Raw genomic sequence first — 11,689 nt, forward strand, 5'->3', positions numbered from 1 at the left:
GTTTAAACTCCTGGGTCATACCCGTAAAATCACCAGGTTTATAACGGGGCAACTACCATCCTTCAGGCAGTTGACTTTTGGGGATGAATTACAATTTATAGTTGAGAACTACATTCAGTTGATTCATATCCACCTTATTAAACACATACTTATCTGTGTTATAGGTAGAGCCAACCGCCCATTTATGTACCCAAAGGAACTGGCCATCGAAGCCGTTCAGGAAACCCGCGAATTGGTAGGTTACATTCAGGTTGGTTTGCACATGGGAGGGCATCCCATATTTATTCAGGCGGTAGTCTTTTACGTCAGGCAGGGCCAGATAGCCCACGCTGGCTTCAAGTTTCAGGCGCCTGACGGGCGTATAAAACAGGTTGATGCCCGTTGCCGTGACGTTGCCGAAGCCTTCGTTTCGTTCACGCATCAGAAACGTATAAAATGGCTCACGACCCCACTCGCGGGGCATCAGAAAACGTCCTTCGCCCGTAATATGGGTGGCGTTCAGAAAAGCCGCCCACTTAGCCTGCTGATAACCAATCCGCCCCGATACCACCGTCGACCGATTGCCGGGTGGGCTGTATGCCTGCATCACTTCGCTATTTCCGCCTGTGCCGACCGTGCACTCACGCGCCAGTTGCAGACCCACCACAACCTGCCGATCCGTGCCGACGGGCAGGGCGGCATCGGCCCGGGCGTAGGCAACGTTGAAGACGTTAAGAACATGGGTGTCCCAGAATTGCCAGGTAATCGGTCCCCGTTTGTGCGTAATTCCAAGCTGAACAATACCGGCTGAGGTCGTGTAACCGGCATACTGCGAGGGTTTGCCCATAGCATCGACGCCAACCGGATACAGGCCAATGCTTTCGCCAATGCTATGCCAGCCGATGGTTGAGCGGGGTGCCATCCGCCACCAGTATTCTGCCTGTATCTTCGTCTGTCCCAACTCGTCCCATTCTATCTTTACGCCCTCGGCAAACGTAGGTGACAGCCGCCCGTCCTGACCGTTGATAAAAGGCGAACGGGGTAGCTGCCGCCCAACTGTGATTACTGATCTTTCGCCGAAATGGTACTGTGCATTCAGTTCTTCCAGGCGGGTGATCAGGGCGTGACTACCCGGGTTTTGCAGATTGAACAGCCCCACTTCGTAGCGGTTTGGCTGATTGGTCAGCGGATCACGCAGGGCTAGGTCCGACGATACCAGGTTGCCGCTGAAGAAGGCCGAACCGCGCAGTTGAAGGTGTCCAAACAATCGGGGCGTTTGATAACCAAGCCCTATCCCCATGCCCAGCGCATACGAATCGGTTAACCCGGGCTTATTGTCAGTAGCTATAAACATGGACCGTACCCGTACCAGAAACCGCTCCTGAGATGCCCATTTTCGCGGTCGGGCCAGGGTGTCAGGCAATTCGGCGCGCACTGCCTTCCCGCTCAGGAGCAGGTAAGTTGTCAATAAAATAAACGGTATAAGTCTGGTCATGCCCCGTACAATCTGATTCGACGGTGTACAAAGCTACCCGACCCGTTACGGCTGGTCAGTGACAATTATCACAGGCATGGCAACAAATGGACAGGGTTGAGAGGCTGGCGCGTAAAGCAGTTCAATAGCCGGCCTTGATGTAACTCCAGCCTGCTTCCTGTTTCAGGACCAGTTCGGCCAGGGCAACGGGCACAAAGGTGGCCTGGGGCAGCAAATCGTCGGGGGTGAGATGCCGGGCGTTGAGGGTATTTTCACACACGGCAAAGACAACTCCTTTTTCGTGAAGTTCCGCAATAGCCCTTCCTAACGGATTGCTGTCATTGCGCATAAAGTCGATGCCTTTATTATGAATGACGACTTCAAGCCGTGCCGCAGGCCAGACGGCCAGCACATTGTTGAGTTGACCAATCAGGGCGCGGTAGGCGGTGGTGTCTGGCGTGGCCAGGTGAAAAACAATGCGGTGTTCGCTGAGGGTATTTTCCATTCGATAGTAACAGGTTTTGGTACCAGCCGGTTTTTATCGGGCAATCCACATAGCAACTGGCCTGGCGTTTTATTTCCTGTGCCCCTGTTTGCAGTCTTGAGGCCGTTCGTAAGTCGTGCCAGGCGGCATACTGCACTTTACATACCACCCTAATGCACCACTTATTGTCTTCATAACAGGTTGTGACGGATGCGTAACACCAGTATCCGTACTAGCAACAGCCAGGGTGTCAGGTGAAGCAGCAGGTCAAACCAGTCCGTGCCCGTCATACCGGTGGCTCCGCCCAGCACCCACCGTATTTTACCCACTACATGCGGTTCGGGCAGAAACGGTGCCAGACCCAGCGTCAGGCTGACCAGTACCCACAGGTTCAGGTTGTTGAGAATCGGTTTCAGGTTGTTCATCGGCTTACTTTTTCGACAAGTTTTGATTTGGGAATGACCCTGCCGGTTGGAACTGGTTTTCGCCACGGATAAAGCAACTGACCCAGAAATGTTTTAGGAAACTGCCTGACACCCTGAAATCCCAGTTTGATGTGACTGCCTTCGTACGGTACATAAGCCGTTCGGTACAGAAAATCCCAGACGCTGAGTGTAATCCCAAAATTAACGCCATCGTGGGCCTGTCGGGGAAGTTTTTCGGCATGGTGCCAAAGGTGCATCTGTGGGTTATTGAACACATATTTTAGCGGACCAATGGGCAGGTATATATTGGCATGATTCAGGTGTCCAATGGCCAGTGTAAACAGATGGACCAGAATAAAGTCCTGAATACCAAACCCGATCATGGCCAGCGGAATGTATTCAAGCGTGCGGTAAATAATCGTTTCCATCCAGTGATAACGCAGGTGCGCGGCAAAGCCCATTTGCTCAACTGAGTGGTGTACCTTATGAAACTCCCACATCCACGGAGTCCGGTGTAAAAGCCGGTGAATGTGCCACTGCACAAAATCGCGTACCAGAAACAACACCACCAACTGCCCCCAAACCGGCAAAGCACCAACCCGGATGGCTACCAGATTAGCGATACCAAACCAGCCGAGAAAATCATTGAAGGCCTGCACGCCCACGTCAGACAGGGCGTTGTAGCCAATGAGCGAAAACAGAAAGTAGTTAAAAAACAGGTAAAACAAATCCAGCCAGAAGTCGTGCCGAAACACAGGCTGATCGGTTCGCCACGGAAACAGTAATTCCAGTAGCCAGACGAAGGCCGAGATGCCCACGAGCCAGTAAAAGTAATTATGCCAGTTGGGCGACAGCAACTCATGGACGAAGTAATCCGCGTAGTTGCGGTAGCCGTCAATGAGGGTGGTGATGTAAGAATAGCTGGTATTCAATTGCAGTGAAGTATCAGGCGTAAAAATATATGGCTCTGAAGCAGGAAAGCCTGCTGAAATACCAGCGGGCTTTCTTAATTTTTTGCATCCATAAAGCCTACTGTTTTGTGGGTGCTGTTTTAATGCCTAACAGGGCGTAGAGCGGGCAGAAGCTGACAAAGCTGGTGAGCAGAAAAATACCCGACACAACGAGTGCAACAATACCGGCTACTCCGGAAAGGATACCCGTAAAGTAGAGCACGATAGCTACCAGGGCTACAATAAACCGGATTATGCGGTCCGTACCGTTCATGTTCGTTTTCATGGCAATTTGAGTGATTGGTTAAGTGATGGAACATGTTTCATTTTTTGATGGCAATCATCCGTACCACATGGGCTGTGCCCTGGTGATACGGACCTTCGTCAAGTTCCACAATTCGGTCTTCGAGCAGCGTAATGGTCAGTTCAGCAAAGGCCTCCTGTAGTTCTTCGACCGAAAACAGCATTGTTTCGTCTTTAGGCCCGCCCGATGTGTAGCGGGGCTGATTTTTATGAAAACCTTCCAGTATGACGTACCCGGCGGGTTTCAACGCCCGAATCAGTTTGGGGAAAAGATCGGCACGGAGGGGCGCGGGTAAATGCGTGTAAAACAACCCAATGACATCGAACTCCCTGTCAACCGGCTCAAAATCCTGACTCGACTGGGTGGTATAGTGAATAGTTACACCCCGTTGTGCGGCCAGTTGGTACGCTTTGTTGCGGCCCTCTGCGCTGAAATCGAAGGCCGTTACCTCCCAGCCGAGTTGGGCGGCATAGACCGCATTCCGGCCTTCGCCCTCGGCGGGTAGCAGCAGTCGGCCAACCGGCAGGCTGTCTATCGTTTCCCGAAAAAATACGTTGGGCTGCGTTCCGTAGGCAAACTCCGGTTCGGCGTAGCGGCTGTTCCAGTAGGCTTCCATAAGTTAGTGCGTAGTAGGTTTGATGAAATTAGTGACCAGATACCCCAGCAGCATACCGTAGGGAACCATGGTTTGCCACTGCTATTTGAGCGGGCAGGTACCGGTTAAACAGCCCACTTCGTTCCAGTACACAAACCCGCCAATACCACCCAGCAGTGTACCCATAACAGGCCACTTATACCTGATTAACGTCTTCATAGTCAATGACTTCAGTTTTTAGTGTTTTTTTACTGGTCGAGCGGGGAATCTGGCAGCCAGTTGCGCCACAACCGGTGTTCATCAGGGCCTGAATGACGAAAAAAGCCCCCAGTAAACCCAGTATGGGTTGTTGTTCGCCCACGGACTGGTAGATAACGATACTGCCTATAACCAGTCGTAGTATGCGGATTAAGCCCCAGGGCTGACGAAGTGCGTTCATAATTCGATAGATTGAAAGTACTGTTTATGCTACTGTGCCGGACCTGTTTTCGGTTGCTTTTCTCCTGGTACCGAATACCCCAGCCGAAACAATTCACCAGCGAGCGCTTTGCGGCTGAGGGTCGCTGAATGAACAATAGTCAGTTGGCTACCGGCAGCATCACTGCGAACCGAAAAGACGCCTTTCAGATTCTTTATTCGTTGACAAACAACCTCCTGTCCGTTTGTTTCAAGGAAGGGGAAAACGGAAAATTGATCTATTTTCATGGAGGCTAGCGTAAAAGGGGATTAATAAGCAGCCGGTTCAGCTACCTCGTTGACAACCGGATTGCCGTTGGCTACCCATTCGTTCATACTGCCCGAGTAGTTCTTCACATTCGTGAATCCATGGCGAACCAGCATCGAATAGCCAATAGTGGCCCGGTCGCCACCCTGGCAATAAATGATAACGGGCCTGTCGCGGCTGATCTTGTCGAGGTTTTTGTCGAGCGTACCGATAAATACATTCTCAGCGCCCTCAACATGACCGGCATTATATTCTGCCGAGCCGCGCAAATCGACAACCTGCACATCGTCCTGATTCAGGTACGTTTTGAACGTATCCAGATCAATGATGTCGCTGGTCTCCAGGTCGATGCCCGGCCAGGTTACATCGTCGATATAGCCCAGCATGTTATCCAGGCCGATGCGCATGAGTTTGCGGGTGAGGTCTTCGATCTGGTCTTCATCGGCCACCAGCATAAAGGGTTCGTTGTAGGACATAAGCCAGCCCATCCAGGTGGCAAAGGCGTTGTTGCCCTGAATATTCAGACTACCCGGAATGAATCCTTTGGCAAAGTCCGCCTTGTTGCGCGTGTCGATCAGCTTCACGCCTTCAACAAATGCTTTTTTTGCCTCTTCAGGCGACAGCTTTTGCTGCGCGGGTATGCTGGTCAGCAGCGGGCGATCCACCTTGTTGAGTTTCTTCATCATAGCGAAATACCGGGGTGGCTCGGGCTGATCGGTCAGCAGATACTCGGTGAAGCCCGACTCATCATCGTCGTACTGGAATGCCCAGTTCCGAATTTTCTCGTAGCCAACGGTGGTACTGGCTACGGCACCGAGCGCTTTCCCACAGGCAGAACCCGCCCCATGACCGGGCCACACCTGCACATAGTCGGGTAAGTCGCGGAATTTCTGGATAGACTGATACATCTGGTGGGCACCTATATCCTGCGTTCCGGCCAGACCAGCCGCTTTTTCGAGCAGATCGGGGCGGCCAATATCGCCCACGAACACAAAGTCGCCCGTAAACAGCATGACCGGCGCCAGGGTAGCGGGTTTATCGACCAGCAGGAAACTGATACTTTCGGGCGTGTGGCCCGGCGTGTGCATCACCGTCAGGGTGAGGTTACCAACGGTAATTACATCGCCATCTTTCAGCCCCACATGGTCAAATTCGTAGGCCCAGTCGGCACCGCCCTCATCGGAGAGGTACAGGGGTGCCCCCGTAAGCGCGGCCAGTTCACGCGAGCCAGCCAGGAAGTCGGCATGGATGTGCGTTTCGGTAATGTGGGTGATACGCAGTCCGTTTTGCCGGGCAATATCGAGGTATGTATCGACATCCCGTTTTGCATCAATGACAATCGATTCGCCCGTTTTCTGGCAACCGATCAGGTAACTTCCCTGTGCTAAACTTTTGTCGTATATATGCTGAAAAAACATGGTCGTATTTGTTTTACTGGTTCTAAAATTTATGAATCAAAGGTAGGTGCCGGGCGAAGGCGAGTCAGTGATAAATATCACTTACCCAGCGTGAAATCAGTGATATTCATCACCTACCCGGCGTTAAAAAAAAGTTCGCGGCTAATGATGTACACGCCCATGATGAGCACGAACCAGCCAAAGGATTTTTTTAGTTTCTGCCCCGGAATGAAGCGGGTGAGGTAGGTGCCGACAAAAATGCCAACGACCGATAAAGCCGTGAACTTGAGCAGGAACGACCAGTCAACAGCAACAGCGAAGGAGTTACCGAAGCCAATCAGCGAGTTGGCCGCTATGATCAGCAGCGACGTTCCGACGGCAACTTTCATGGGCAAACGGGCCAGTAATACCAGTGCCGGAATAATCAGAAAACCACCGCCTGCACCAACAATACCCGTCAGGATACCTACCAGCGCCCCATCCAGAACAATAACCGGCCAGTTGAACGGCCGTTGTTCATCCGTTTCTGTCGTTACGGCCGGGCTGTTGTTCCGTATCATACTCATGGATGCGGCCAGCATAATCAGGGCAAAGAAGACCATGACAGCCACATTTTTGGTCAGCACAAACGTATCGATCGTAAAAACGGGATCGGGAATGGCTGGTACAATAAAGGTACGGGTCAGGTAGATGGTCAGAAAAGACGGAAGGGCGAAGAAGAGGGCTGTTTTGTAGTTGACCTGCTGCTGCCGCATGTAATTGACGGAGCCTACCAGGGAGGTGGTGCCGACAATAAACATCGAATACGTGACCGACAGAACCGGATTGATTCCCAGCAGATACACTAATACCGGAAGCGTCAGAATACTCCCCCCGCCCCCAATCAGGCCAAGGCTGATACCAATGAAAATAGAAGCCAGAAAACCGGCCATGTGAAGAATTGTCATACCGCTTTAATTTTAAGCGAAGTAACAGCATCAGCCCAGCTTAATCAGTGACAGAAGTTACACAAGCAAAAAAAGTCAGGCTGGCAGTTCTCTATTGGTACGCATCAGTGAACAACCGCCTTCTGAGAAGGTGGTTTAAGTATCGGGCAAAGCCCTCTTAAGTTGACTCAAAACGAACGGTTCATGTTTTTGGGCCCTAATCCTATAGAACCAAATGGAATACATGATGCCAATCTACACCATAGAAAACGCAACTTGTGTCTAAAAATCTGTGGGCGTAACCCGTCAGCACGGGCGGGCCCCGCTGCCAGGCAAGTGGATTTCCAAGGTTCATTAAATAGCGGGAATAAGCATAGGGGTCCGCTGTCGGTAGCGTATGTAGGCATCACCAAACGTTCTTACCAGTTTCTTTTCTTCAAAATGAATACCGATGCGGATATACAGAAAAGCCGACAGGCCGAAGAGTACGTGTTTCCAGTCGGGGTGTTGAACAACAACGCCACCAATAGCCAGTATTGTAGCCGAATACAATGGGTGTCGCACGTAGCGAAGTAGTCCAAGCTGCTGAAGATGTTCTGCTCTGGTAGCCTGACTGGCAGGCCAGCCGATGAATTCAGCCAGATTGTAGCTTTTCAGGGCAAACAGGCCAAGTAAAATACCCATCCCAACCACCAGATTCCCGACCCACGCTGACCCGGGCCAGGCACTGAGGAAGTTAACCGGTGCCACATTCAATGCAACCAATACGGGTAAAAACGTAAGCACGGAAAGGCCATTGTACAGCAATCGATAATAGCGTTGTATAAATGGGGAGACCGACTGGAATCGCTGTTTGAACCGGCTTCCAGCGGTAATGCTGTGTATACCACCAAACACCAGCCACGTTAAAACTATCGGCAGATAAGCTGTCATGAATTTCATTATTGACTCTGTTTACAGGAAACTGATTATAAAACCAATAACCCAGCGGCCCGCCAGTCGGCCCAGCCCTCGGTTTGCCGGAATGCCACGAAGCTACCAAGACCAGCTTCCTCAAACAGGGTACCGGCCTGGTGGATGGTCAGCGGTTCGGGCGCGTTCTGGCTCAGTTGGGGCCAGTGCTGCATGAGCCATTGACCCATCGGCAGGGGGAGGTCCAGCACCAGCTCGTCCTGCCGACGGGCAAAAGTCAGTTCTGCCTGCTGCACCGCTCTTGCCCGCTGGCCCGCCCGCCGTTCCCGGCGCGGCTGCAACTCCGCCAGCGTGGGCGCGTGCCCCGGCCATACCACCAGCGCGTGGCTGCGCACCAGGTCTTCGCTCGTATCGGCAATGGCCGTTTCAATGTAATCGGGCGGCACGGTGGTAGGCGGCACCCGGAAGGTAAACCAGTTGGCCAGCGGCATATCCAGCCCAACATCGTGCATGTAATTGAACAGGGACTTACGTAATCCTTCGGCAAACCGGTCGTGGTCGGCGCCCAGCGGGTCGGCGTGGTCAAGATCATTATCGGCAAAGGGACCGTCGGCGGGGCCAATGCGCTGCACGTCAAAACCGGCCGGGTGCAGGCCCACCGGGCTGTGGGCCGTCATGGCAAACCGATGCCAGAAGCCGGACTGTACTACACCGATGCCAAACAACTGCCGCACCATTTCGAGCGAGTCGATGGTTTCCTGCGTGGTCTGCGTCGGAAAACCGTACATCAGGTAGGCATGCACCATGATGCCGGCGGTGGTGAAATGACCGGCCACGCGGGCCACCTGCGCCACCGTAACCCCTTTCTTCATCCGCTCCAGCAACCGGTCCGACGCTACTTCCAGCCCACCCGACACGGCAATACAACCCGACAGTTTGAGCAACTGGCACAAATCGGCCGTGAACGCTTTTTCGAACCGGATGTTGGTCCACCAGACCACCGTCAGCCCCCGGCGCAGAATTTCCAGGGCCAGGTCCCGCATGAGCGCGGGCGGGGCGGCTTCGTCCACAAAGTGAAACCCGTTCTGTCCCGTTTGGGCCATAATGGTTTCGATCCGGTCGCAGAGCAGCCCGGCGGTGAGGGGTTCGTAGCGGGCAATGTAGTCGAGGGAGATGTCGCAGAAGGAACATTTACCCCAGTAACAGCCGTGGGCCAGGGTCAGCTTATTCCAGCGGCCATCGCTCCAGAGCCGGTGCATGGGGTTGGTTACCTCAATCACCGACAGGTAATCGTTCAGGGGCAAATCGGCATAATCGGGGGTACCGGTATCGCGCTGGGCCACATCCCGGTCGGTGGCACCATTCTGATACACCACCTGCCCACTTATCCGCATGAATGTCCGTTTCAGGCTGGCGGCTGGCCGCTGGCCGCGCAGGTATTCGAGCAGCGAACGCAGGGGTGCTTCGCCATCATCCAGACTCACGAAATCCACGTAATCGAACAGGCGCGGTTCACGCAGGCTTCGGAGTTCGGTGTTGGCATAGCCCCCGCCCAGCACCACCCGAACGGCGGGATACTGTTGTTTCAGGTGCCGCCCGCACAGCAACGCGCCAAATAAATTCCCCGGAAAGGGCACCGTCAGGCAAACCACTGTCGGCTGATACTGATCCATTTTCTCATCCAGCAGCTGTAGCAGCGTCTGGCCAACCAGCGTATCGGGCGCGGTAAGGGCAGCGTGTAAGTCATCGAAGTGGGTAGCGGTTCGGCCCAGCCGTTCGGCGTACCGGCTGAAGCCAAAATGGGGGTCGATGGCATCGGCCAGTAAATCGCCGATGTCCTCCAGATAGAGAGTCGCCAGATGGCGGGCTTTGTCGTGTAGTCCCATCGTGCCGAAGGCCCAGTCTAGTTCGTCGACTTCGGCAAAACGCGACGCTTCGGGCAGGTAGCTCCGGTCGGCAATGGCGTGGGCGAGGGTTGGGTTTCGGTGCTGCAAAAACCAGACTGTCGGGTCAATCGTGGCTACGTAATCGGCCCGAAGCCGCAGCATCCGCTGGCTGTTCTCACTTAGGGTCGGCACGCCGGAAGCCCTTGCAAACAACGCAGTCAGCCCTTGTTTAGAGAAAAGACGCAGGATCGTTTCAATACCCAGGTCCGCCTGATGCGCCACTACGGAACCCCCATCAACCAGGGGGAGCGTATTCAGGTATCCTTTCAGATAGGCAGTGGCCGGGTAGGGGGTGTTGAGTTGGGTAAACGGGGGCGTCAACAGCAGCACGCGAGTGGTCATACGGTAGCCCGGACTGGCATTCCGGGTGTTATTGATACTTCCCCAACGAATACCGCCGGTATATCATTCCGGAGTTTGCATTCCTGACAGCGTGAATCGTGGGTCAGGCCAGTACATTTGGGTATAGTTCAGCAAGATAACACGCCTGAAACCGTCCGTTTTTGGACGTAAGAACCAATCGCTTTATCTTACAAAATAGCTTACTTTACGTCGTTGAGAATTGTCAACTACCCCTTCTCCTACTGACTCATGCACAAAAAACTCGTACTACTATTACTGCTGGGATTCCTGGGATTGTCAATCGCCAACGCGCAGATTAGGGTAGGGAACGTTAACGTCGACAGCCTGGACATACATTACATTGAACTGATTGGACAAAACCGGTCTAATTACGAAGCCAGCATCTGGGTGGACTTCGGACGAGGCTATGAATTGAATAGAGCCGGTGAGTTTTTGAAGCCCATCAATGACCACGAACGGGTACGGTTTAAGTCTGTCGTTGACGCGTTGAACTACTTTTACAAAAATGGCTGGGAGGTTATCCAAGCCTATGCTACCGGTGACTATCAGCATTATGTGCTTCAGCGGAGAAGCCGAATCAGCAAGTGAATCGATACCATTGCATTAACTCTTTATTAATCAGCGCTATAGTACAAAATAAATACGATGGATTATTTCTATCTTTCAACCGCGTTAAAACCTCAGGCTGATTATGAAAACGACCATTTGTACCTGTCTGCTCTGTCTAATAGCTTTGGTTGGCCATGCCCAATCAAAGCCCACCCGAATTTACATTGTTAAGAATGGAGCTAACACATTAGCCGCACTCCAGTTCTATACTACCCTCAATCCTGACTTGCTAATCAAAGTAAAAAACAATGGGTACGTGTTGATTGAAACGAATGCGGATAGCCTGGGGGTTTTTAAAGAAACTTCCTACTCTGAGGAGTACCAGACTCCCGCCAAGAAGCAGAAACCAACGTTCATAAAACTTGAACACGGTGAAACCTATTATTTTAAAGTCGGTCCTGCCATCTATAATCAGCATTTGGACGTGGAAGAAATGACAGAACGCGCTTTTAAACTTTACATCGGTCTGAATGATTTGACAGATAATCTGAAGAAATACGTTCTGAACAGTTCGAAATCAGACGCATCAGGGAATCCCAATTAATCCACAGGCTAACCTTGCGAATATAAGTCTGATGTATTGGAAATCTGTGTGCGTTAC

At 52.5% G+C, this 11,689-nt stretch carries 14 protein-coding genes; 2 read left to right on the top strand and 12 right to left on the bottom strand.

What is annotated here, in order from left to right; genetic code table 11:
• Positions 1-88: 88 nt before the first annotated feature.
• The 12 genes from B157_RS0118065 to B157_RS0118125 all read right to left on the bottom strand — a co-directional run bounded on the left by B157_RS0118065 (position 89) and on the right by B157_RS0118125 (position 10,458).
• The gene (locus tag B157_RS0118065; RefSeq protein WP_020604717.1) at positions 89-1,474 is read right to left on the bottom strand and encodes an OprD family outer membrane porin; all 1,386 of its coding nucleotides are present in this window, start codon (positions 1,472-1,474) and stop codon (positions 89-91) included.
• Between the two features lie 121 nt (positions 1,475-1,595).
• The gene (locus tag B157_RS0118070) at positions 1,596-1,958 is read right to left on the bottom strand and encodes a DsrE family protein (RefSeq protein ID WP_020604718.1); all 363 of its coding nucleotides are present in this window, start codon (positions 1,956-1,958) and stop codon (positions 1,596-1,598) included.
• Between the two features lie 170 nt (positions 1,959-2,128).
• Positions 2,129-2,362: a hypothetical protein gene (locus B157_RS0118075; RefSeq protein ID WP_020604719.1), complete on the bottom strand. Its 234-nt coding sequence runs from the start codon at positions 2,360-2,362 to the stop codon at positions 2,129-2,131.
• A complete protein-coding gene (locus B157_RS0118080; RefSeq protein WP_020604720.1) occupies positions 2,359-3,294 on the bottom strand; it encodes a sterol desaturase family protein in 936 nt (311 codons plus the stop codon). The genes B157_RS0118075 and B157_RS0118080 overlap by 4 nt, the downstream gene beginning before the upstream one ends.
• A gap of 97 nt (positions 3,295-3,391) precedes the next feature.
• A complete protein-coding gene (locus B157_RS0118085; RefSeq protein ID WP_020604721.1) occupies positions 3,392-3,598 on the bottom strand; it encodes a YgaP family membrane protein in 207 nt (68 codons plus the stop codon).
• 37 nt (positions 3,599-3,635) lie between these two features.
• Positions 3,636-4,232 carry a class I SAM-dependent methyltransferase gene (locus B157_RS0118090; protein ID WP_020604722.1) on the bottom strand — a complete coding sequence of 199 codons (597 nt, stop codon included), beginning with the start codon at positions 4,230-4,232 and terminating at the stop codon, positions 3,636-3,638.
• A gap of 175 nt (positions 4,233-4,407) precedes the next feature.
• Complete coding sequence (locus B157_RS0118100; protein WP_020604723.1) at positions 4,408-4,650, bottom strand: hypothetical protein; 243 nt, start codon at positions 4,648-4,650, stop codon at positions 4,408-4,410.
• 29 nt (positions 4,651-4,679) lie between these two features.
• Positions 4,680-4,916: a hypothetical protein gene (locus B157_RS0118105; protein ID WP_020604724.1), complete on the bottom strand. Its 237-nt coding sequence runs from the start codon at positions 4,914-4,916 to the stop codon at positions 4,680-4,682.
• Positions 4,917-4,937: 21 nt separating this feature from the next.
• Complete coding sequence (locus B157_RS0118110) at positions 4,938-6,353, bottom strand: MBL fold metallo-hydrolase (protein WP_020604725.1); 1,416 nt, start codon at positions 6,351-6,353, stop codon at positions 4,938-4,940.
• A gap of 113 nt (positions 6,354-6,466) precedes the next feature.
• A complete protein-coding gene (locus B157_RS0118115) occupies positions 6,467-7,279 on the bottom strand; it encodes a sulfite exporter TauE/SafE family protein (protein WP_026308783.1) in 813 nt (270 codons plus the stop codon).
• 333 nt (positions 7,280-7,612) lie between these two features.
• The gene (locus B157_RS0118120; RefSeq protein WP_020604727.1) at positions 7,613-8,200 is read right to left on the bottom strand and encodes a methyltransferase family protein; all 588 of its coding nucleotides are present in this window, start codon (positions 8,198-8,200) and stop codon (positions 7,613-7,615) included.
• 26 nt (positions 8,201-8,226) lie between these two features.
• Positions 8,227-10,458: a B12-binding domain-containing radical SAM protein gene (locus B157_RS0118125; protein WP_020604728.1), complete on the bottom strand. Its 2,232-nt coding sequence runs from the start codon at positions 10,456-10,458 to the stop codon at positions 8,227-8,229.
• A 249-nt stretch (positions 10,459-10,707) separates the two neighbouring features.
• On the opposite strand from B157_RS0118125, the gene B157_RS0118130 reads away from it, so the two are divergent.
• Both B157_RS0118130 and B157_RS0118135 read left to right on the top strand, forming a co-directional pair.
• The gene (locus tag B157_RS0118130) at positions 10,708-11,067 is read left to right on the top strand and encodes a hypothetical protein (protein ID WP_020604729.1); all 360 of its coding nucleotides are present in this window, start codon (positions 10,708-10,710) and stop codon (positions 11,065-11,067) included.
• A gap of 103 nt (positions 11,068-11,170) precedes the next feature.
• On the top strand, positions 11,171-11,632 hold the full coding sequence (locus B157_RS0118135) for a hypothetical protein (protein WP_020604730.1): 462 nt from the start codon (positions 11,171-11,173) through the stop codon (positions 11,630-11,632).
• Positions 11,633-11,689 lie beyond the last annotated feature (57 nt).

This window comes from Spirosoma spitsbergense DSM 19989 (genome assembly GCF_000374085.1).
GTDB classification, from domain to species: domain Bacteria; phylum Bacteroidota; class Bacteroidia; order Cytophagales; family Spirosomataceae; genus Spirosoma; species Spirosoma spitsbergense.

What these genes read in the sequence shown, in the direction of transcription:
- B157_RS0118065 (WP_020604717.1), bottom strand. Translation starts at nt 1,474, where the DNA reads ATGACCAGACTTATACCGTTTATTTTATTGACAACTTACCTGCTCCTG.
- B157_RS0118070 (WP_020604718.1), bottom strand. Translation starts at nt 1,958, where the DNA reads ATGGAAAATACCCTCAGCGAACACCGCATTGTTTTTCACCTGGCCACG.
- B157_RS0118075 (WP_020604719.1), bottom strand. Translation starts at nt 2,362, where the DNA reads ATGAACAACCTGAAACCGATTCTCAACAACCTGAACCTGTGGGTACTG.
- B157_RS0118085 (WP_020604721.1), bottom strand. Translation starts at nt 3,598, where the DNA reads ATGAAAACGAACATGAACGGTACGGACCGCATAATCCGGTTTATTGTA.
- B157_RS0118090 (WP_020604722.1), bottom strand. Translation starts at nt 4,232, where the DNA reads ATGGAAGCCTACTGGAACAGCCGCTACGCCGAACCGGAGTTTGCCTAC.
- B157_RS0118100 (WP_020604723.1), bottom strand. Translation starts at nt 4,650, where the DNA reads ATGAACGCACTTCGTCAGCCCTGGGGCTTAATCCGCATACTACGACTG.
- B157_RS0118105 (WP_020604724.1), bottom strand. Translation starts at nt 4,916, where the DNA reads ATGAAAATAGATCAATTTTCCGTTTTCCCCTTCCTTGAAACAAACGGA.
- B157_RS0118110 (WP_020604725.1), bottom strand. Translation starts at nt 6,353, where the DNA reads ATGTTTTTTCAGCATATATACGACAAAAGTTTAGCACAGGGAAGTTAC.
- B157_RS0118115 (WP_026308783.1), bottom strand. Translation starts at nt 7,279, where the DNA reads ATGACAATTCTTCACATGGCCGGTTTTCTGGCTTCTATTTTCATTGGT.
- B157_RS0118120 (WP_020604727.1), bottom strand. Translation starts at nt 8,200, where the DNA reads ATGAAATTCATGACAGCTTATCTGCCGATAGTTTTAACGTGGCTGGTG.
- B157_RS0118125 (WP_020604728.1), bottom strand. Translation starts at nt 10,458, where the DNA reads ATGACCACTCGCGTGCTGCTGTTGACGCCCCCGTTTACCCAACTCAAC.
- B157_RS0118130 (WP_020604729.1), top strand. Translation starts at nt 10,708, where the DNA reads ATGCACAAAAAACTCGTACTACTATTACTGCTGGGATTCCTGGGATTG.
- B157_RS0118135 (WP_020604730.1), top strand. Translation starts at nt 11,171, where the DNA reads ATGAAAACGACCATTTGTACCTGTCTGCTCTGTCTAATAGCTTTGGTT.